The sequence below is a fragment of the Candidatus Venteria ishoeyi genome, from assembly GCF_030378065.1.
GTDB lineage: Bacteria > Pseudomonadota > Gammaproteobacteria > Beggiatoales > Beggiatoaceae > Venteria > Venteria ishoeyi.
The window spans coordinates 83,598-102,618 of the sequence record NZ_JAUCGJ010000010.1; the positions used below are offsets into that span (position 1 = coordinate 83,598).

Here is a 19,021-nt window from a genome sequence, read left to right on the forward strand (position 1 = left end):
ATAGCGCATTTTGTCAAGTGATGCAGGATGGAATAGGCGCGATGTGAGCATTATTAAGTATGTGAGCGGTATCGCGCCATATTCCACTATTACGATTTCAATACCTGCAAAAGTAATAAACCATCTTGCGGGTTCATACTGTGTGCGCCCGGTGCCACAATACGGGTGCTACGGCCTTGTAAGGCAGGTACCAGATTCATGTCCTGGCTGTAAGCCTGCACCAGATCATCCCCATATAAGGCAAAAGCATCACCACGCACCAAAGAGTAATACTGCATATCAGGATGGGGTTGCTGATTAAGCCAGAATAATAAATTACCAGGGCGTGGGCGGCTCAAATCGACTAACAAACCGCTGGAATGGCGCAGCAAGTCCATTTCCGGGGCTGCGACTAAATCCGTGAGTAAATTGAGAGGAAAGGGACTGTGGCTGACATTCAGCGCCTGTTCTGCGCGCGAGGTACCCAAATGTGGCGCGGCAATGGTAATCAGTCTTTTGATTTTGGGGCTGTCTTTTTGTATCAAAGCCATACGGGCAACCACACCACCTGCTGAATGCGCGGCAATGGATAGGTCTTCCTGTGGATGTTGCTGCTGGATAAATTGCAGCATTTTATTTAATAAATCGGCCTGCAATGCAATGGGCGCAGTTGCAGGCAGCTTGACGGGATAAATCTGATTATTGATTTTGTTTTTTAGCTGAGCCGGTAACTGGGTGACACCATTTGGCGAAGCCGTCAGTATACCGTTTGTACGCCAGCCATGTTGCTCCAATACAGGAATGACACCGCTGTCAACCCAGGATTGGGGCGAACCCAGATAACCATGTACCAGCACCAGAACATCTGCGCGACTGGCAGTACTCAGCAATAAAAAACACAGCATGATAGAAACAGAACGGAAAATAAATCGTATTTGACTCATGATTAGATACACCTTTATAAAAATTGTATTTTAGTAAATTATAATATATTAATTTTCAAAATCAATGCCTGGGAAGCTATCAGGCTTAAGAAACTCTGCTACGGCTTTATTATCAGATAACTTGCTTATTTTCACACCCCTGGTATATATTTATAGCTATAAATATATACCAGGGGTAAAAATAATGAAAACAGCAAAGTTATTTATGAATGGCAGAAGTCAGGCTGTGCGTCTGCCAAAAGAATTCCGGCTGGAAGGCAATGAGGTAGAAATTAGCAGGCAAGGCAATAGCATTGTGCTTGTACCCATTGTCAATCAATGGCAGCAAATGTTTGAAAAGCTGGATAAATTATCTGTTGCCGAAGATTTTATGATTGACAGAGAGCAGCCACCCGTACAAAAACGCCCTGAACTGGATGATTTTTTTCAATGAAATATATGCTGGATACCAATACCTGCATTTATTTGATGAAAGGAAAACCAGCCTGTGTGCGTGAAAAAATGCTTTCCCTTCATGGGCAAGAATTTTTTCTTTCCTCCATTGTGATTTCAGAATTATGGTTTGGCGTATTTAAAAGTCAGCAAGTCGATAAAAACACCCTGATCTTAAAGTGTTTTCTTGAGCCTTTTACCGAACTGACTTATGGTGATGCCGCCAATCAGGTTTATGGCAATATACGTGCAAAGCTGCAAAAAATGGGAACACCCATTGGATCATTGGATATGCTGATTGCGGCACATGCACTTGCGGAAAGTGCTTGTTTGGTTTCAAATAATACCAAGGAATTTTCCCGTGTTGAGGGACTGGTGCTTGAGAACTGGATAGTTTGACTATGATAAAGGCAGGTAAAATGGTCATTGTTCAGAATCCCGTAGGGATAGCACCTGGGATGGTGAAAATCATCATTATTTTGCTATCTTTAGAAGATGAAATTAGTTCGTTTTTATTCCGAATTAAGCCCCAACGGGGCGCGTTAATATAGCCAGGGGTAGCACCCCTGGATTGTGTATTTTCACCGTTTACGCCCTGAAAGGGCAATTTAAAGATATTGCAATCATTTTAATATGCCCTTTCAGGGCGCAATCGTACTATTCTCTACCCTGGGGCGATGCCCCAGGCTATATTAAAATGCCCCTTTGGGGCGTGTGGAACAAAAAGTGACTGAACAATCTGGAAATAATTTGAGAGATTTTCACCACCCCAGATAGCACCGCTTCAAGCGGTGTTATCCCTTGAAACAAGCGAGATGCTTGTATCAACAAAGGTACATTTTAGCTATACCATGTAAAAAAGGAGGTAATTAATGTTATTTTATCGAGTAGTTACGTTTATTGCATTAATTTTCAGCTTATGGGGCAGTATTGCGCTGGCAGACAATGGTGCTGTTGGTGAGTATCTACGAAACAGAAGTGCTCTTCCTGCTCCGGTAGTGCCTACTCCAGTATTGCCTTCAAGTGAAAAGAACCAATGGCGTATTATTACCCGGAAAGTATCTACCATTCGTGCCATGAAAAAAGGTGTTTTTGAGCCAACGGCTAATTTTCAAAAACGAGTGCAAAACAAAACTACCGCACTGGAGAAAAAAATCAACACGGCAGCAAAACAAGGGGATAAAAATTATCAGGCAGGCATCGGCACCATGACGGCTTATGATGCAGACCACCAAATTATGACGCTAAAACTTGTCTGGAAAAAGGAAGTCAAAACATTAATAAGCGGACTGAAGCAAAAAACAGGTATTATCAATATTCCCTATCAAACAGCAGAAGCTATTTTCAGCCAGCAGAAAACTCATCCACTTTTTATCAGCATACACGGGGTCAATCAAAACCTGCAATGGAATATTGCCTTGAGTGCGGGTGGTAAACACTATTCGGTAAGTAACCGTGATAACAGCAAAATAACTGCTGCTAACAATACCATAGTGGGCAGCACTAACGACAAAAGTATCAAGCGTTATATCGTTAATGACAATGGCACGGCAGTGGATACGGTGACAGGCTTGATGTGGATGCGCTGTTTGATCGGACAGCAATGGACTGGGCAGGGATGTTCGGGCAAAGCAGGGGCATTTAAATGGCAAGATGCAACGAGGCAAACTGCTAATTTTGCCGGACTTGATGATTGGCGCATACCGACTATCACAGAGTTGCGAAGTTTGGTGTATTGCAGTAGTGGCAAACCGGATTATTTTAATCCTGATGTCAATAAGGCGCACTTTATGTGTGATGGAAATTATAAAAAACCAACATTGGTACATGCGGTATTTCCTGATGCGCCTACAAGTATTGTCTGGTCAGGCTCGCCCTATGCCGCCCTTTCAGGCGACGCCTGGGGCGTGAGCTTCGGCCTTGGGGCCGACGGCTACGGCGACCGTGGCTACAGCCGGCACGTTCGCCTGGTGCGCGACGGACAGTGACCTTTGCTTTTTGCATTTTTAGAAAAAATCATGTACGCAGTAGAATTTGAAACAGATATTTCAGGAAATTTTGTAAAAATCCCGGCACATCTGTTAAATCAGATAGCAAGGCATCAGCATGTAATAAATGATTATTAATGTAGAGCCGTTGCACTGCAACAACTCTACCTGAACGAAGCCACAAAACAGGGGGCTTCAACTAACTGTTATGTTTTATCTGAATTGAGACGTAGCAGTGCTACGTCTCTACCCACAATTAAATACAGGCAAACACAGGAAAAAATAAACATGAAATACTGGTTTTTAATACTGTTACTAACATCTTCCACTCTGATTATTTCACCGCTGGCACAGGCTAATTCCTATGCCGAGCAGGCGGAAAAACGCCTGGAAAATATGGTACGTAATAAAATTAAGGAATTAAAGGGTATTGCCAACAGCACCGACTCAAAGCATGATGATAATATCAAACCCTTTGTGTTAAGCACCCATATCCGCAGTTTCAGCGACATTCCCAAAGCCATTGATGCCGATATTGCTGAAATTCGCCAGACCATACGTTTATTAATACGGGTTGTGGCAACTGATATTGAAGTGAGCGGTGGTCATAGCGGGGCTTTAACCTTGACGGACAAGGGGGATATTCGTTATGAAAAAAATCCCAATCTTTCTGACAAACTCAATGAAAAACGTGAACAGTTATTAAAAGCCAATCTTTCCAATAGCGTTTCGGTTCACAGTGCCGCGCTGGCAATTAAAATGTTGACCAATATCAACAAGACCCTGAAACAACAGGCTGGCACAACTAAAAATCGTAAACAAAAAGAAAAAATCTATATGACGCAGGCAATTTATATTTATGAAATGGCAGATATTGTCTTGGAATTGATAGATAGTGTGACGCTGGATGGAAAGTCCGCTATTGACAAGTTGCATCAGGATACCAAAAAACGGGTGGATGCCAGGGTCAAAGATATTGCTGTGCGTCTTAATGAAACCGAACAACTGCAAAAAGAGGGCTTGCTCAATACCGTGCAGGCCGATAAGGAACGGGAAAGCCTGCGACTCATGGCACGGGCAAACACCCAAACCCTGGAAGCATGGAATGATCTGCAAAAGGAAATGACAACACAGCAAAATATTCTGAATACGTTGAAAAGCAAACAAAGACTGATAAAACACAAACGCGATATGGCAAAAACCCAACTGGAAACCCTGCGGGATTTGCGCCAGTTTGCGGAATTGCGTGATGCGATTGGCAGCATGGATGATTTGGTTGCAGCCATTGCCGGTTTGGATTTGTTGATTCTGGATGAGCGGACGGTGCAGGAATTGTTAGGTTATTCTTCGGAAGAATAACCTGATAAGCCCCACCCATATTGAAATCAGTGAAAATAGTTTTACGGATAACACCCCCTTGAAGGGGTGTTATCCATCATTTTTTAGTCGCACGGTGGCTAAAAATTGCCAATAATTCACTATTAATTGTGCCTATATCAGTTAAAATACGGCTTTTCATTTTTGAACAAATAAAAAATCATGACAAATACAGCAAAAATCAAATGGATTGAAGGTGCCACTTTAATGGCAGAATCTGGCAGCGGTCACGCAATTGTGCTTGATGGCCCGCCGGAAGTGGGTGGACAGGATTTAGGCACGAGGCCGATGGAACTTATCCTGATGGGATTGGGTGGTTGTACGGCGCTGGATATTCGCCATATTCTGGAAAAAAGCCGTCAGGTGATGACGGGGCTGGAAATTCAGGTTTCAGGTGATCGTGCGGAAGCAGATCCCAAAGTTTATACCAAGATTCATATGCATTTCGTGGTTGGCGGGGAAGACCTTAAGCCTAAGCAGGTTGAACGCGCCATCGAACTCTCTGCGGAAAAATATTGCTCAGTGGCGCAAATGCTGTGCAAAACGGCTGAAATTACTCACAGCTTTGAGATCCAATAAGATGCATGAAGCCTTACATGCATTCTGGGTATTGCTCAAACGGGATATGACGCTGGCTTACCGGCATCGGGGCGAGCTTGCTAATCCGCTGCTGTTTTTTGTTATTGTTGTCAGTTTATTTCCGCTGGGCGTGGGGCCGGATTCCAAAACCCTGCAAGTGATTGGCCCCGGCATTATCTGGGTCGCTGCGCTGTTAGCCGCCATGCTGTCGCTCGATAGCCTGTTTCGCTCCGATTATGACGATGGTGCTTTAGAACAACTCAGCCTGAGTCCTTACCCTTTGTCTTTAATGGTATTGGCTAAGGTATTTGCGCATTGGCTGGTTACAGGATTGCCGCTGATTCTGATTGCGCCGATTTTAGGGGTGGTGATGTTTCTACCCGCAGAATCTACCTGGACTTTGATATTTACTTTGGCATTGGGGACACCGGTGTTGAGTCTGGTGGGGTCAATTGGCGTGGCCTTAACCGTTGGCTTGCAACGCGGTGGCGTTTTATTATCGCTGCTGGTGTTGCCCTTATATATTCCGGTTTTGATTTTTGCAGCCAACGCCGTCAATAATGCGGCAATTGGCATGGACGTATCAGGACAATTGTTTTTTCTTGGCGCATTATTAGTGCTGGCACTGACATTAACGCCGCTGGCAACTGCGAGCGCGTTGCGCATCTCTTTGAACTAGTACAGCGAACACTAAGGAGTGAGGATAAAATAAATACCGTAGGACTGGCAGTCCTTTAAGGACTACCAGTCCTGAAGTTATTATTTGTTTTTACCAGTTACTGTACTAGTACATCAGCAAGCTTATTTTGACGGAAGTGCAGACCTGACAGGTTTTAAAAACCTGTCAGGTCTTTGGTATGAAGCCCGACAATAGAATGTTGCTGATGTACTAGGCTGAGTTCGATGTAAGCTAGGTTATTGATAGCATGTGCTGAATTTAAGCAGTTTTTATTGAAAATAACAGACGTTAGTTTCAAGTTTGAATGAGGATTATCACGATGTGGAAATGGTTAATTAAACTGGCATCACCCCAGCGTTTTTATGAGTTCTCCGGGAAACTGATTCCCTGGTTTAACTGGAGCTTTCTGATTTTATGCGTGGCGGGTTTGTATTACGGCTTGATTGTCGCGCCGATGGATTATCAGCAGGGTGACAGCTACCGCATTATGTTTGTGCATGTACCTGCCGCCTGGATGTCGATGTTTATCTATATTGTGATGGCAATTGCCGGTGGCGTGGGGTTAATCTGGCGCACTAAACTTTCGGAAATCATCGCTGCAAGCTCTGCCCCTATCGGTGCCTCTTTTGCTTTTCTGGCACTGGTCACTGGTTCTTTATGGGGTAAACCCATGTGGGGTACCTGGTGGATTTGGGATGGTCGCCTGACTTCCGAGCTGATTTTGTTCTTTTTATACATTGGTGTCATTGCCTTAAACAACGCCATTGAAGACCCGCGTAACGCTGCGCGCGCTTCTGCTGTGCTGGCTCTGGTTGGCGTGGTCAATATCCCGATTATTCATTATTCTGTGGAATGGTGGAACACATTGCATCAGGGTACAACTGTCATGAAAATGAGTGGCCCTTCCATCCATATCGACATGTTGATTCCTTTATTATTAATGGCGGTTGCTTTCAAACTCTATTATGCGGCGGTATTAATGATGAGCGCGAGAACTGAACTGCTAGAGCGTGAGCGTAACAGCAGTTGGGTACAGGAAGTTATCAGCACGGCGCGTTCTTAAGCTGCGATGAAATATTTCATGGATTGATTTTTGTTCATCGCCCCCTCACAATAGTGGAATTATTTTTAACCCTGATCTTAATATTTGAGGAGATTCAGAGATATGCCTATTTATGAATATGCTTGTGATGCTTGTAAACATGAGCTGGAAATTATTCAAAAAATGAGTGATGAGCCAGAAACCGTTTGTCCTTCTTGTGGCGAAGAGACTTTAAAAAAACGTATTTCTGCGGCAGGTTTTCGCTTAAAAGGCGGCGGCTGGTATGAGACTGATTTTAAAAACAGCACCCCGCCTGCTTCTGGTGGTGGTGGCGGTTGTGGCGGCGGTAGTTGCGGCTGCGCTTAAGAAAACACTAAACGCATTTTCTTAATGGTAATTTTTATTACAAGCTTTTAATTGACTTATGTTCAAAGCCACTTTTATTATTTTATTGCTGGGTTTAGCCCTTTTTTCCAAAGCCTGGGCAGTACATGGCGTGGCGCTGGGGGCAATGCCAAAGTATCCGGCTGGCTTCAAGCATTTTGATTATGTGAATCCTAACGCGCCTAAAGGTGGCAAAATCACCTTATCGGCGCGTGGCAGTTTTGATTCATTTAATCCTTATGTGTTAAAAGGCATTGCCGCAGAAGGTTCTGGCTTATTGGTGGAAACGCTGATGGCAACCAGCCAGGATGAGCCGTTTAGCATGTATGGCCTGCTGGCAGATGATGTTGAACTGGCAGGCGATCAGTTGTCGGTCACTTTTCATCTGAACCCGGCAGCAAAATTTGCCAATGGCAAGCCAGTGTTGGCAGCCGATGTTAAATTTTCTTTTGAAAGCCTGACCGGCCCTCAAGGACATCCACATTACCAGGTTTATTGGCGTGATATTAGTGCCTGTGAAGTGCTGGATGATGCGCGGGTGCGCTTTCATTTTAAGCAGGTTAATCGTGAACTGCACATGATTATCGGACAACTACCGGTGTTTTCACGGGATTGGTTGATGGATAAAACCCTGGATAAGGTGACTAGCTCGCCTATTGGCAGCGGCCCTTATCTGCTGTTGTCACATAAAACCGGCAAAGATGTGATTTATCAGCGCCGCGATGATTACTGGGGCTGGCATCTTAACGTCAACCAAGGCCGTTTTAATTTTGCTCAAGTACATTATAAATATTACAAAGATCAGGAAATTACTTTAGAGGCACTGAAAGCGGGAGATTTTGACTTTCTGGACATCAGTAGCTCCCGGCAATGGGCGCGCGATCTTGAAGGTGAAAAATTCGAGCGCGGGAAACTGATCAAAACGATTTTGCCACATAAAAACAATGCGGGGATGCAGGCTTTTATTTTTAATCTGCGCAAGCCGCTGTTTCAGGATATTCAGGTGCGCCGGGCATTAAACCTGGCTTTTGATTTTGAATGGACTAATCAGAATTTATTTTTTAATCAATATACCCGCTGTGACAGCTATTTTAGTAACAGCGAGCTGGCTGCCAGTGGTTTGCCGGATGCAGAAGAGTTACAGTTATTAGAACCATTACGCAAGCATTTGCCTGATGCGGTATTTAGCAAGGTTTGGCAGCCGGTAACAACAGCAAAACCCGGTAGCTTGCGTATGAACCTGCGTCAGGCTAAAAAATTACTCAATGCCGCTGGTTGGAAAGTCACTAACGGTGGACAGGTTTTACACAATGCCCAGGGTAAACCTTTTCATTTCAAAATTATTCTGATGGACAAGGCTTTTGAGCGTATTGTTGCGCCGTTTGCCCGAAACTTAAAAAAACTGGGTATTGCAGTTGAATATCGCACAGTTGACCGCGCTTTATACAAAAAACATCTGGATAATTTTGATTACGACATGGTGGTGATGAGCTTTCCACAGTCGCAATCGCCGGGTAATGAGCAGGCAAACTATTGGCATAGTCAGGCATTTGCGCGCAAAGGCTCTAATAATTACCTGGGCGTTAAGCATCCCGCTATCGATCAGCTAGTCGAGAACTTAATTGAAGCCGACAGTTACGATGCGCTACGCACGGCAAGCCGCGCCCTGGATCGGGTCTTGTTGCAGGGTGACTATCTGGTGCCGCAGTGGTATATCAATGGACATCGCGTGGTGTATCAAAATCGTTTTGGTCGCCCCCGGCAGTTGCCCTTGTATTATCCGAATGGCGAGGGGGTTGTGAGAAATACCTGGTGGGTGCAATAATCGGTTTACGGTTTACGGTTTACGGGCATATCAGCATCTTTGCGGGAGAAATAGCATCGTCTAATCCCCCCGCTTATGCCAGGGTGATCGCATTAATTTTCCTTGAAAAACAAAGAGGTTACATAACCTTTATTTTCCATGCACAAGGTTAAAACCTTCGCCTTTCAGGCGAACAGATTTATCTCTGATGTTTAACGGTAAAACTTAAAATATGGGTTTTAACACTAACACCCCAAAGGGGTATTTTAATATAGCTTGGGGCAACGCCCCAAGGTAGAGAATGACACGTTTACGCCCTGAAAGGGCAGGTTAAAATGATTGCAATATTTTAATTTGCCCTTTCAGGGCGTGAATGGCACGGATACAATTCCAGGGGTGTTACCCCTGGCTATATTAATGCGCCCCGTTGGGGCTAAACAACAGGGCTTGTCCGCCCTGTATCTCGGCTTTCAGCCGCCAAATGCTCTAACCCACCCGTCTTTTAGCGGGTGGTTGTTTAGTTTTTTAAGTTATTGGTACCACCTATATCTCGCCAGCTACTCATTGATGAGACTGGGGTGAGCATATCCGGTAAATCGGAGTCGCATGTAACTTATTGATTATTGGTGTTAATTGATACGATTGCCCTACCACTCATGCCGCACATCCTGTGGCGTTGTTTTGCTGCCATCAATGCGTACGATCCAGGTTAATGGCTGCTGTTGATAATAGCCATTAAATAAAATCGCTTCCGGTAATTGATTGACGGCTTTTACTGAGGGTGGCGGCCAAGTCTCTTGCCAACTGCCGTCCATGTGCAGGTAACGAAACCCTACGGGAAACGATGCTGTTTCTCCTTCCCAGCGTAATATCGGCCAGCTCGCAGGCTTATCCGTGGCAACACCATAAGCTGTGACTTTAGACTGGGGACTATAAGTTAAGGTATAGATACCGCTATCTTGCGCTAAAATCCAGCCAAATTGTGTTGGAATACCACTTTCCTGATCCAGAGCCGCCAGCGTCAGGCCGGAAAACCCTTGCTCATTGCCTTGAAAAATCATGGCATCATGCATTTGAAAAACATGAGGTGTTTTTTCATAATCGGGAATAATTGCCGCCGTGCTGCTGCGAAACCAGTATTGTTGCATGGTGCCGGTTTGCAAGCCTTCTAATTGCTCGAAAAAACGTGTGCGTAAATTGAGCACGTAACTGAGGCTGTGAAACAACAACATGCTGACTAAACTGGTAATTACCAATACCACCAACATTTCCAGCAGCGTAAACCCACGATTGTTATTCATTACTATTATCAGCTTGTGCTGTTGTTGCTTCTGTTTCTCGATGGCTTAACATTGCCTGTGTTGCCACTTCCATTGCCTGGCGCACCGGATCGAGATCCAAACGGGCGTAGATTTCTGTTGCCGCCAGGGTTTTGTGATTCAGGGTTTTACCAATCACGGAAATATTTGCGCCCGTCACCGCCTGCCAACTGCCCAATGAACGCCGCAAATCATGCAAGCGCAAATCTTCAATTTCAGCTTTTTTTAGCAAGTTTTTCCAGGCTTTTTGCGGTGAGGTAAAATGCCCGCTTTTGCTGTTGGCAGGAAAAACAAATACCTGCTGTCCGTGTAATTGTTGTCGATTTTTTAATATGGCAACGGCTTCCGGCATTAATGGCAGGCGTTGGGCGCTGCCGTTTTTGGTGCGGGGAATCTGCCAGAATGCCGCGTCCAGATTAACTTCCTGCCAACGCATAGCCAAGACATTGGCGCGTCTTGCACCGGTGAGTAATGATAACCAGATATAATCTTTCAGGGTGTGATTAGGCTCATTTTCCAGGGCGCTGAAAAAACGCGGTAATTCATCAGCCTGTAAAAAACGGGTGCGTGATTGCTCGGAAAATTTCTTAATCCGTGTCACCGGGTTTTCACTGTCCCAACCCCATTCTATGGCCTTTTCAAAAACACTGTGCAACAGAGAAATTAGACGGTTTGCAGCATATTTTCCGTGTTCTTCGCCAATGCGGGTGTGCAGGTTTTGCAGCTCAACTTTTTTTAAGCTTGAGAGTTTGTGATTTTTCCAATCCTGCAAATAACGTTGAAACTGGGCCTCATCTTCCTGCCAGGAACGTTTATGTGGACGTGCGTAATCCTGCATATAACGCTCAAACAATGCTGTTAGCGTCCATTCTTCGCGGATGCGGCGGCGTTTGTCATTGGGGTTTTCACCACGGGCAATCGCGGCATTCACTTCAAAAGCCTGCGCCCTGGCTTCATCCAGGGGGACATCGGGAAAGCGGCCCAGGGTAATGCGCTCTGGTTTAGCGTTAATTTTACGATAAACGATAAAGGTTTTTGTACCCATGCCGGTGATGGCAACACCTAAGCCTTGCACTTTGGTGTCGTAATAATAACGCCGTTTGCCCTTCTCCGGCACTGGCAGTTTGTTAAGTTTAGCGGCAGTAAAGCTGAAGCGATTTTCTGTCATATTGAATTTCAGCCAGCATTAACAACCATAATTGCATCCATTTCAACCGCAGCGCCTTTAGGCAAGGCTGCAACACCCACCGCTGCACGCGCAGGATATGGCTGCTGAAAATAGCTTGCCATGATTTCATTAACCAAAGCAAAATGGCTCAAATCGGTCAGAAAGATATTTAATTTGACGATGTTATTTAAGTCTCCACCTGCTGCCTTGGTAACGGCCTGGAGGTTATCAAATACCCGCCGAATCTGCTGTGCCATATCACCTTCAACCAAAGTCATGGTTTCAGGTACTAAAGGGATTTGTCCAGAGAGATACACCGTATCCCCTGCGCGAACAGCTTGCGAATAGGTGCCAATGGCTTGGGGGGCATCATTTGTGCTTATAACATCATAGGTCATTTCAGTATCCTTGTAAGTGGTTTTGAGCAGAATTATAACAGGTGTTACGCAAAAGCTTCTTTTTCGCAGGTTTTGAAGGTTTGAAGTGCGAAAAAAACGGCTTGTGCTTCATGCTGCTTCTCATTTGTGCCTTGCCAAACTTGTGTTATACAAAAAATAGCAGCTACATAATATCTGTTATTAAAAAGCGTATAATAAGGTAACTCGCTGCGAGTTACCTAATCTGAATTTATATTTAATATGAGTTCGACATAAGGTTTTTTTATCCCAAAATGTCGAAACTCAGCATCTATATGTTGTTAAGCTTGTGGAATTTTTACTAACAGTTTTATTTGGGTTTATATACACTTTTGCCACACCTACTGAAAATTTGTTGCAGCAGGTGCAAAGAGAAGGCGTGTTGCGGGTTGCGACGCGGCGTAATTTAACGACTTATTACCAGGATAGCGAAGGCCAGATTGCCGGTTTGGAATATGAACTGGTACAGCGTTTTGCGCAGGCATTAGGCGTTAAGGCAGAATTTGTGCTACCAGAAAAAAATACAGATATCTTGCCTTTAGTCATCAAGCGCCGGGTGCATTTTGCCGCGCCAGGTTTAATTGCAACGGATAACTATCAGAGCAGCATCCGTCTGGGGCCTAATTACCAATATGCCTCTTTATATGTCATTTATAAGCGCGGTACACACAGGCCGCGCAATCTGAAGCAACTCGGAGAGATGACAGACACTTGTCTGCTGGTACCGGCAAATTCACTATATGAAGAACAAGTGCATAAATTGCAGCAGGATTACCCGGATATCAGTTTGCACTGGAAGGCCAGCACGGAACAAAATACCCGGCAGATGCTGGCACAGGTGGCACAGCAATATATTAATTTCACCATTGCCAGTGAATATGAACTCAAACGCGCACAGGGTCTGTATCCCGATATTAAAGAAGCTTTTTTACTTTCTGAAGGCCAAAACCTGTCCTGGATATTCCCGCGTTTTGGGCAGGATGAAAGCCTCTATCTGGCCTCTATTTTATTTTTTAACCGCCTGCGTCAAAGCGGGGAACTTGAACAATTGGTTGATCGCTATTACGGTCATACGGAAGATTTTAATTATTACAACATCCGCGTCTTCAAACAAAAAATAAAATCACTTTTGCCTACCTATCAAGCCGCGTTTGAAGCGGCGGCTAAAGAATACAACCTGGACTGGCGTTTGCTGGCCGCTGTTGCTTATCAGGAATCACACTGGAAAATTGATGCGGTATCTTATACCGGAGTCAAAGGCTTGATGATGCTGACCCAGGAAACGGCAAAACGCATGAAAATCAAAGACCGCACCGATCCTTTTGAGAGCATTATTGGTGGTGCGCGTTATATCAATTTTCTGTTAAAACGGGTACCGGAAAACGTTACCGGCCCTGATCGCACCTGGATGGCGGTTGCCGCCTATAATATTGGGCCAGGGCATGTGGCTGATGCGCGCATACTCACCCGCAAGCAGGGAAAAAACCCTGCTTTCTGGCATGAAGTGCGCTCCTATTTGTATAAACTCAGTCAACCGCATTGGCACAGACAGACCAAACATGGTTATGCGCGTGGTTTTGAAGCGGTGGCGTATGTCAAAAATGTACGCAATTTTTATGATGTGTTAAAACGTGAGCAACCCACTGTCAGCACATCGGCAGAAAAAGAGGCAGCAGCAAAAAAATTGCTGGATATTAAGACGCCCACACTTTAAAAAAATCTGTATTTATTGCACAATAAAATCTTTTACGTTGCAGGAATCTAATGTCTGCTCAACTTCCTCTGGCTTTTCGCTGGCAAGTCCCTTCCCAGTCTTTTAGTAATTATATTGCTAAAAGCAACCAAACTGTTTATCAAACACTGTTACAGGTGCTTGATAAAAAAGAAGAACTCTCCATGTATCTATGGGGGGAAAGCGGCACGGGTAAAAGCCACTTATTACAGGCCGCCAGCCAGTACGCCTCCGCACGCAATCAAATACCGGTTTATTTGCCATTCAGTCAATTGCAACACATTTCACCTGACGCGCTTGATGGCCTGGAAACCGTAGATCTGGTGTGCCTTGATGATATTCAGCAGATTACAAGCTCATCACCAGCCATGTTATTGGAATGGGAACAGGCTTTGTTCGGATTATTTAATCGTCTGCATGAAAATCAGGTGCCATTACTGATAACAGCTAATACTCAAGTGCAGTCTCTGGGGCTAAACCTGGAGGATTTGGTTTCCCGTCTGAGCTGGGGTTATAGCTTCAAACTAGAACCTTTGCCGGAAAATTGTAAACGCATCATTTTACAAAAATATGCAACCAGCCTGGGTTTATCGTTGCCTGATAAGGTTGCGGATTATTTATTATCACATCACCCGGAAAACTTAAAACAATTAATTATTTATCTGGATAAACTGAATTATGCCTCACTGGCAAAAAAACGGCGTTTGAGTATCCCTTTTATCCGCGAGGTGCTGAACGATAGATTTTCAGGCGAGTGATTTACGGGCTATGGTGCTTGCTGAGGTGTTTTCGGGGCTTGGTTTGGCAGTTTGAACCCTGAAAATCTATATTTTAGATAATCTATGGCAGCCTTAGTAGGGTAGGCGAAATACCGCCGTATAATTTGTTTTTTATACAGTCTTAATCGGCATTTTGCCCACCATTTTAAGGGTGTGGAAAAAATGGTGGGCATTGTCTGTGTTGATTTCAGTGCCAATACAAAGTTTATTGGACAGACAACGCCCACCCTGCTTGGCTCAACAAGGTACGTCTGAAATGTTAGCTTTACACAAAGTTTATACTAAGGAGCGAGAATTTTATAACTTCAGCAACTTGGCTGGTCTTTTTCTCCATTTTCTGCGTTATGAAAACAGTTACATAGCTTGCTATGCGCCTGTTTTCACGCCTTGAAAATGAACAAAAATCCTGCGCCCAGCTTCTGTATTTATTTCATCCTCACTCCTAATCTAAATCATCAACTGATGATCCAATTACCGTCAGAATTCGATGCCTATCGGGAGGTTGAAATTATTGTACTGCCAGTCGAGTCCCATGTGGGTGATAACAAATCTTTATCGACACATGAATTCATTCAACGCTTCGCTGGTGCTATTCCTGATTTTCCTGATTTAGAATCATCTGGAGAATTACAGGAATGTGGTAAGGCGGATAAGGCATACCGCCATTAAGTCGTATGACGCTACGCTTATACGACCTACACGCTAAATTTATTGTCTGATCTAAGTTAGCACAGGCGATAAGATTAATTTTATGGGTGGTGCCAATGTGCGCTGCGTAAGAAATTAAACAGGGTAGAAGGGGAGAATAATGAAAAATAATATCAGAGTATTCATGACAAGCCTGGTGTTTATATCCACTTTCGTATTGTGCTGTCAGTCAGAAGTGTTGGCAGGAACAAAACCAAGTGCGGTAAAATCCAAAATGGAAGCCTGTGCGGATGCCGTTGAAAACCTTGAGGAAGCCAGCGATGATTTTTTGGACACAGTCAATAGAGTAAAAGCAACAATCGATCAGCCGGTAGATGAGCAGGCTGAATTAAGTAACAAGCAGTGGCAAAAATTGATTACCAAGCCGCGCTCAGAAGCCTGGCGCAAAGAAAAAGATGAACTCAAAGCTGCCGTGAAAGCGTACCAGACAAATTGTAAAGGCATTACCAAAGCCATTAAAAATATGGAAAAACCAGCAGAATAACCTGGATTTATCACAATGAAACTAAGCCGGATTACCAACGCTGCAAGCACGCAACAAACCCTGGAAAATCTGCTGGGTCAGCATCGCAAAATCAAGCAACGCAGCCTGAGTTTGCAACTCGACAGTTTTTTACAGGATTTGCGCCAATATCATCAGGAAACTGTGCCCGCGTTTCAGGCATATCGGCAATTGCGCCAGCAAATCATTACGCAGGAGCGTCAGGCTTTGCGTCTGGAAAGTTTTAAGCCTGTGCCCTTGTCCAGTTTTGTGCGTAATCGCTTAATCAACGAGGTGTATCTGCCGATTATTGGTGATAACTTTGCCAAACAAATGGGCGCGGCGGGTGACAGTAAACGTACCGACTTAATGGGTATGTTATTGCTGATTTCACCGCCGGGATATGGCAAAACCACCTTGATGGAATATCTGGCACAGCGCCTGGGCCTGATTTTTATGAAAATCAACTGCCCGACCCTGGGCCATAGCGTGGTGTCTATTGACCCGCAGGAAGCGCCTAACGCCACCGCCAGACAGGAACTGGAAAAGCTTAATCTGGCTTTGGAGATGGGCAATAACGTCATGCTGTACCTGGATGATATTCAGCATAGTAACCCGGAGTTTTTGCAGAAGTTTATTTCCATGGCGGATGCCCAGCGCAAGATTGAAGGCGTGTGGCGCGGTCAGCCCAAAACCTATGATTTGCGCGGCAAGCGTTTTTGTATTGCGATGGCGGGTAATCCTTATACGGAATCTGGCGAGACCTTTAAAATTCCTGACATGCTGGCAAACCGTGCCGATATTTATAATCTGGGTGATGTGCTTAGTGGGCGCGAACAGGCGTTTGCCCTGAGTTATCTGGAAAATGCCCTAACCTCCAATCAGGTGTTAGCGCCGCTGGCAAACCGCGATCCCGAAGATGTCTACCGTTTGATTCGTCTGGCGCAGGGCGAAGAAGTACCGGGTTCGGAGTTTTCTCATGCTTATGGCGCAACGGAACTGAATGAAATTTTGGCGGTATTGCGTAAGTTGTTCCGGGTGCAGGAAGTGCTATTGAAAGTGAATCAGCAATATATCGCCTCTGCGGCTCAGGCCAATGAGTACCGCACCGAGCCACCGTTTAAGTTGCAAGGCAGTTACCGCAACATGAATAAGCTGGCGGAAAAAGTGGTTGCAGTGATGAATGAGGAAGAACTGGAAAACCTGATTACTGATCATTATCAGGGCGAGGCGCAAACCCTGACCTCAGGGGCTGAGGAAAATCTGCTGAAACTGGCGGAACTGCGCGGCATCATGAGTTCAGCAGAAAAACAGCGTTGGCAGACGATTAAAAACCAGTTTAACCGGCGGCAGAGTCTGGGTGATCCGGATCAAGACCCAACGCAGCAGGTGATTAATCAGCTTAGTCTGCTCGGTGATCAGCTTAAACAGATTAATCAAACCTTGAGTACAACGCCAACGGCGGATAGTATTGATTCAACATCACAGGCTGAGATGCCCACAGCAGAAATTTTACAGCCTGCGCTGGAAGGCGTGACCAAACAGCTTGCAGGCATTCAAAAAGCATTGCAACAAGCCACACAAAAATCATCCGGTACACAGGATACAGCGGCCTTGCTAAAACATTTCAGTCAGGCGCTGAAAGACTTCAAACCCGTAAGCCTGTCGCAGCCGGAACCTAATGTACAGGTGGTGAATCAGTTGCCTGCCGGTATGGATACCGCAGTACAGCAATTGGTGGCAATGATTGATGAAACGCTGTTACCGATAGTACACAGTTTTGAGCGTAAGTCGCGCATGGATTTGGTGTTATGGAATCGCTTGAAAGAGGTTTCAGAAACCTTAAAAGAAGTGCAGGGCATGAGCGCGAAGTTATTAAAGCGGCGGAGTAATTACACACCCTAAATAACCCTAACGGGGTTGCGGTGAGTTGATGTAGGTTTGTAGGAATGTTTCCACTCGTCAAACACCAAAATGAAATTTAAGCGGCTGCAAACGTTCCGGTCTGGTTTATAAAATCCGACTGGCTTATAGAACAAGCAGTGAGTAGCCCGGATGGAGTTTACGAAATCCGGGGAATAATGTTCTTTAATCCTGGATTCTGCTTCCTTTCATCCGGGTTGCTTGCTGTCTTCATCTCTAGCAATTATTGCCAATAGTTCTGAAATTTCTATTCTGTCTATACCTGTTTTTAATAATTGCATAAGTCCTTTTTAGTTTATTTATCTCTTTTGCCTTTTAAGTGCTTACCGATATAACCAATATAAATGACAGATTTCTGTTCAATAAAATAAATCCTGTTTCCGTGAGGGAGGCTTTTTATATGGTTTTCAATAAATACTTTTTCACCTGAAATTGTAAATAATCTTATTTTTCTTAATTCTGGATTGGTATGAACTGTCGTACTTTCCCCACTATAATTAAAATCAGTGATTAATTTTCGATTAGTTTCAATATCCCGTAACAGGCTAATAGCATGTTGAAATATTGTTTTATCCAGGTTTTTTATTTGGGACTCAATTTCTGGGCAAAATTTTATTTTTTTAGGAAAGTAGCTATCTCGATTATCCCAAAAATTATCTTGGGTAATATTGAGTCTATTTTCTATTTCTATAGCATCAAAAAAATTTTTATGAGACTTAATATGTCCACAATTTGAGGTGTGTTTTACAGAGATTAAAGTTTCCTCTATACAGCCATCATCTTTTAAAGTTTCTTTGTTTAAAACTACATTATCAGTGCTCCATTGTGCATGGGTAAAAAAACTAACCACTACTGTATTCCAAATATCACCACAGGCTAAACCACCATCTGTTGCTTGATTTTTATAAAAATATTCACAATAATTTAGGTGGTTGAATTGTGCTGACTCTTGTTCTTTTATAATTGGTGTTTCAATCGTAATGATTGTATTAGCAATAAAGCTTTTTAATCTTGTTTTAAATTCTCTATCTGTTTGTTGTCCTATAAATTGTGGGAAATTTGTTGTATTTAGAATGTGATAATGTTTAAAATCATTACTCATTCTGATTTTGCTAAAACCATGTTGCTTTAATTCAACTAATAATTGAAAAAAATTGATAAAATTAGCCTGTGCAGTATGTGCTTGCAGTGGTAACGACAGTTCATTGAAAATAGAGAAATTTACCATAATAATTTATCCAGTTGATTGTCCCATTCATCAAAAAAACCAATGGGCCAGTTATCAAT

Annotated in this window: 20 protein-coding genes and 1 pseudogene; 14 read left to right on the top strand and 7 right to left on the bottom strand. The window is 44.0% G+C overall.

Going from position 1 to position 19,021, the window contains the following annotated elements; translation table 11 throughout:
• Nucleotides 1-89 precede the first annotated feature (89 nt).
• On the bottom strand, nucleotides 90-923 hold the full coding sequence (locus tag QUF61_RS04920; RefSeq protein WP_289680782.1) for an esterase/lipase family protein: 834 nt from the start codon (nucleotides 921-923) through the stop codon (nucleotides 90-92).
• A gap of 184 nt (nucleotides 924-1,107) precedes the next feature.
• On the opposite strand from QUF61_RS04920, the gene vapB reads away from it, so the two are divergent.
• From vapB to QUF61_RS04935, 3 genes are all read left to right on the top strand, one after another.
• Nucleotides 1,108-1,356, top strand: a complete 249-nt coding sequence (vapB, locus tag QUF61_RS04925; protein ID WP_289680784.1) for a type II toxin-antitoxin system antitoxin VapB — start codon at nucleotides 1,108-1,110, stop codon at nucleotides 1,354-1,356.
• Nucleotides 1,353-1,754 (top strand): type II toxin-antitoxin system tRNA(fMet)-specific endonuclease VapC, encoded by a 402-nt coding sequence (gene vapC, locus QUF61_RS04930; RefSeq protein WP_289680786.1) that lies wholly within the window; start codon nucleotides 1,353-1,355, stop codon nucleotides 1,752-1,754. The genes vapB and vapC overlap by 4 nt, the downstream gene beginning before the upstream one ends.
• A gap of 473 nt (nucleotides 1,755-2,227) precedes the next feature.
• Nucleotides 2,228-3,343, top strand: coding sequence for an Lcl C-terminal domain-containing protein (locus QUF61_RS04935; protein ID WP_289680788.1), 1,116 nt, complete (start codon nucleotides 2,228-2,230; stop codon nucleotides 3,341-3,343).
• 28 nt (nucleotides 3,344-3,371) lie between these two features.
• On the opposite strand, the gene QUF61_RS04940 is transcribed toward QUF61_RS04935, so the two are convergent.
• Nucleotides 3,372-3,497 (bottom strand): hypothetical protein, encoded by a 126-nt coding sequence (locus tag QUF61_RS04940; protein ID WP_289680790.1) that lies wholly within the window; start codon nucleotides 3,495-3,497, stop codon nucleotides 3,372-3,374.
• 134 nt (nucleotides 3,498-3,631) lie between these two features.
• On the opposite strand from QUF61_RS04940, the gene QUF61_RS04945 reads away from it, so the two are divergent.
• From QUF61_RS04945 to QUF61_RS04970, 6 genes are all read left to right on the top strand, one after another.
• On the top strand, nucleotides 3,632-4,702 hold the full coding sequence (locus QUF61_RS04945; RefSeq protein ID WP_289680792.1) for a hypothetical protein: 1,071 nt from the start codon (nucleotides 3,632-3,634) through the stop codon (nucleotides 4,700-4,702).
• 180 nt (nucleotides 4,703-4,882) lie between these two features.
• Complete coding sequence (locus QUF61_RS04950; RefSeq protein ID WP_103918969.1) at nucleotides 4,883-5,299, top strand: OsmC family protein; 417 nt, start codon at nucleotides 4,883-4,885, stop codon at nucleotides 5,297-5,299.
• Between the two features lies 1 nt (nucleotide 5,300).
• Nucleotides 5,301-5,978 carry a heme exporter protein CcmB gene (gene ccmB, locus QUF61_RS04955; RefSeq protein WP_103918970.1) on the top strand — a complete coding sequence of 226 codons (678 nt, stop codon included), beginning with the start codon at nucleotides 5,301-5,303 and terminating at the stop codon, nucleotides 5,976-5,978.
• A gap of 319 nt (nucleotides 5,979-6,297) precedes the next feature.
• A complete protein-coding gene (locus QUF61_RS04960; RefSeq protein WP_103918971.1) occupies nucleotides 6,298-7,041 on the top strand; it encodes a heme ABC transporter permease in 744 nt (247 codons plus the stop codon).
• A 102-nt stretch (nucleotides 7,042-7,143) separates the two neighbouring features.
• Complete coding sequence (locus QUF61_RS04965) at nucleotides 7,144-7,386, top strand: FmdB family zinc ribbon protein (protein ID WP_103918972.1); 243 nt, start codon at nucleotides 7,144-7,146, stop codon at nucleotides 7,384-7,386.
• A gap of 58 nt (nucleotides 7,387-7,444) precedes the next feature.
• The gene (locus QUF61_RS04970; RefSeq protein WP_289680794.1) at nucleotides 7,445-9,229 is read left to right on the top strand and encodes an extracellular solute-binding protein; all 1,785 of its coding nucleotides are present in this window, start codon (nucleotides 7,445-7,447) and stop codon (nucleotides 9,227-9,229) included.
• Nucleotides 9,230-9,855: 626 nt separating this feature from the next.
• On the opposite strand, the gene QUF61_RS04975 is transcribed toward QUF61_RS04970, so the two are convergent.
• Genes QUF61_RS04975 through QUF61_RS04985 form a run of 3 tightly spaced genes read right to left on the bottom strand, consistent with a single transcriptional unit; the run spans nucleotide 9,856 to nucleotide 12,093 of the window.
• The gene (locus tag QUF61_RS04975) at nucleotides 9,856-10,509 is read right to left on the bottom strand and encodes a PulJ/GspJ family protein (protein WP_103918974.1); all 654 of its coding nucleotides are present in this window, start codon (nucleotides 10,507-10,509) and stop codon (nucleotides 9,856-9,858) included.
• Nucleotides 10,502-11,695 carry a tyrosine-type recombinase/integrase gene (locus QUF61_RS04980; RefSeq protein ID WP_289680795.1) on the bottom strand — a complete coding sequence of 398 codons (1,194 nt, stop codon included), beginning with the start codon at nucleotides 11,693-11,695 and terminating at the stop codon, nucleotides 10,502-10,504. The genes QUF61_RS04975 and QUF61_RS04980 overlap by 8 nt, the downstream gene beginning before the upstream one ends.
• An 8-nt stretch (nucleotides 11,696-11,703) precedes the next feature.
• A complete protein-coding gene (locus QUF61_RS04985) occupies nucleotides 11,704-12,093 on the bottom strand; it encodes a RidA family protein (protein WP_103918976.1) in 390 nt (129 codons plus the stop codon).
• A 301-nt stretch (nucleotides 12,094-12,394) separates the two neighbouring features.
• Between QUF61_RS04985 and mltF the strand changes: the two are divergent.
• The 5 genes and pseudogenes from mltF to QUF61_RS05010 form a co-directional block, all read left to right on the top strand.
• Nucleotides 12,395-13,825 (top strand): annotated as a pseudogene (mltF, locus tag QUF61_RS04990) (membrane-bound lytic murein transglycosylase MltF); the annotation flags it as partial.
• A gap of 50 nt (nucleotides 13,826-13,875) precedes the next feature.
• Nucleotides 13,876-14,601 carry a DnaA regulatory inactivator Hda gene (hda, locus tag QUF61_RS04995; RefSeq protein ID WP_289680797.1) on the top strand — a complete coding sequence of 242 codons (726 nt, stop codon included), beginning with the start codon at nucleotides 13,876-13,878 and terminating at the stop codon, nucleotides 14,599-14,601.
• A 483-nt stretch (nucleotides 14,602-15,084) separates the two neighbouring features.
• On the top strand, nucleotides 15,085-15,291 hold the full coding sequence (locus QUF61_RS05000; protein ID WP_289680799.1) for a hypothetical protein: 207 nt from the start codon (nucleotides 15,085-15,087) through the stop codon (nucleotides 15,289-15,291).
• A gap of 139 nt (nucleotides 15,292-15,430) precedes the next feature.
• Nucleotides 15,431-15,814 (top strand): hypothetical protein, encoded by a 384-nt coding sequence (locus tag QUF61_RS05005; protein ID WP_289680800.1) that lies wholly within the window; start codon nucleotides 15,431-15,433, stop codon nucleotides 15,812-15,814.
• Nucleotides 15,815-15,829: 15 nt separating this feature from the next.
• Nucleotides 15,830-17,716, top strand: coding sequence for an ATP-binding protein (locus QUF61_RS05010; protein ID WP_289680801.1), 1,887 nt, complete (start codon nucleotides 15,830-15,832; stop codon nucleotides 17,714-17,716).
• 313 nt (nucleotides 17,717-18,029) lie between these two features.
• On the opposite strand, the gene QUF61_RS05015 is transcribed toward QUF61_RS05010, so the two are convergent.
• Both QUF61_RS05015 and QUF61_RS18175 read right to left on the bottom strand, forming a co-directional pair.
• Entirely contained in the window at nucleotides 18,030-18,962 is a 933-nt protein-coding gene (locus QUF61_RS05015; protein ID WP_103918914.1) for a hypothetical protein, read from the bottom strand.
• Nucleotides 18,956-19,021 carry a DUF3696 domain-containing protein gene (locus QUF61_RS18175; protein WP_407080045.1) on the bottom strand — a complete coding sequence of 22 codons (66 nt, stop codon included), beginning with the start codon at nucleotides 19,019-19,021 and terminating at the stop codon, nucleotides 18,956-18,958. Before QUF61_RS18175 ends, QUF61_RS05015 begins: the two co-directional genes overlap by 7 nt.

Coding starts and splice junctions, on each gene's coding strand:
- QUF61_RS04950 (WP_103918969.1), top strand. CDS start 4,883: ATGACAAATACAGCAAAAATCAAATGGATTGAAGGTGCCACTTTAATG.
- QUF61_RS04965 (WP_103918972.1), top strand. CDS start 7,144: ATGCCTATTTATGAATATGCTTGTGATGCTTGTAAACATGAGCTGGAA.
- QUF61_RS04935 (WP_289680788.1), top strand. CDS start 2,228: ATGTTATTTTATCGAGTAGTTACGTTTATTGCATTAATTTTCAGCTTA.
- QUF61_RS04970 (WP_289680794.1), top strand. CDS start 7,445: ATGTTCAAAGCCACTTTTATTATTTTATTGCTGGGTTTAGCCCTTTTT.
- QUF61_RS04985 (WP_103918976.1), bottom strand. CDS start 12,093: ATGACCTATGATGTTATAAGCACAAATGATGCCCCCCAAGCCATTGGC.
- QUF61_RS05010 (WP_289680801.1), top strand. CDS start 15,830: ATGAAACTAAGCCGGATTACCAACGCTGCAAGCACGCAACAAACCCTG.
- QUF61_RS05000 (WP_289680799.1), top strand. CDS start 15,085: ATGATCCAATTACCGTCAGAATTCGATGCCTATCGGGAGGTTGAAATT.
- QUF61_RS04975 (WP_103918974.1), bottom strand. CDS start 10,509: ATGAATAACAATCGTGGGTTTACGCTGCTGGAAATGTTGGTGGTATTG.
- ccmB (WP_103918970.1), top strand. CDS start 5,301: ATGCATGAAGCCTTACATGCATTCTGGGTATTGCTCAAACGGGATATG.
- vapC (WP_289680786.1), top strand. CDS start 1,353: ATGAAATATATGCTGGATACCAATACCTGCATTTATTTGATGAAAGGA.
- hda (WP_289680797.1), top strand. CDS start 13,876: ATGTCTGCTCAACTTCCTCTGGCTTTTCGCTGGCAAGTCCCTTCCCAG.
- QUF61_RS05005 (WP_289680800.1), top strand. CDS start 15,431: ATGAAAAATAATATCAGAGTATTCATGACAAGCCTGGTGTTTATATCC.
- QUF61_RS04945 (WP_289680792.1), top strand. CDS start 3,632: ATGAAATACTGGTTTTTAATACTGTTACTAACATCTTCCACTCTGATT.
- QUF61_RS04920 (WP_289680782.1), bottom strand. CDS start 923: ATGAGTCAAATACGATTTATTTTCCGTTCTGTTTCTATCATGCTGTGT.
- QUF61_RS04980 (WP_289680795.1), bottom strand. CDS start 11,695: ATGACAGAAAATCGCTTCAGCTTTACTGCCGCTAAACTTAACAAACTG.
- QUF61_RS04960 (WP_103918971.1), top strand. CDS start 6,298: ATGTGGAAATGGTTAATTAAACTGGCATCACCCCAGCGTTTTTATGAG.
- vapB (WP_289680784.1), top strand. CDS start 1,108: ATGAAAACAGCAAAGTTATTTATGAATGGCAGAAGTCAGGCTGTGCGT.
- QUF61_RS05015 (WP_103918914.1), bottom strand. CDS start 18,962: ATGGTAAATTTCTCTATTTTCAATGAACTGTCGTTACCACTGCAAGCA.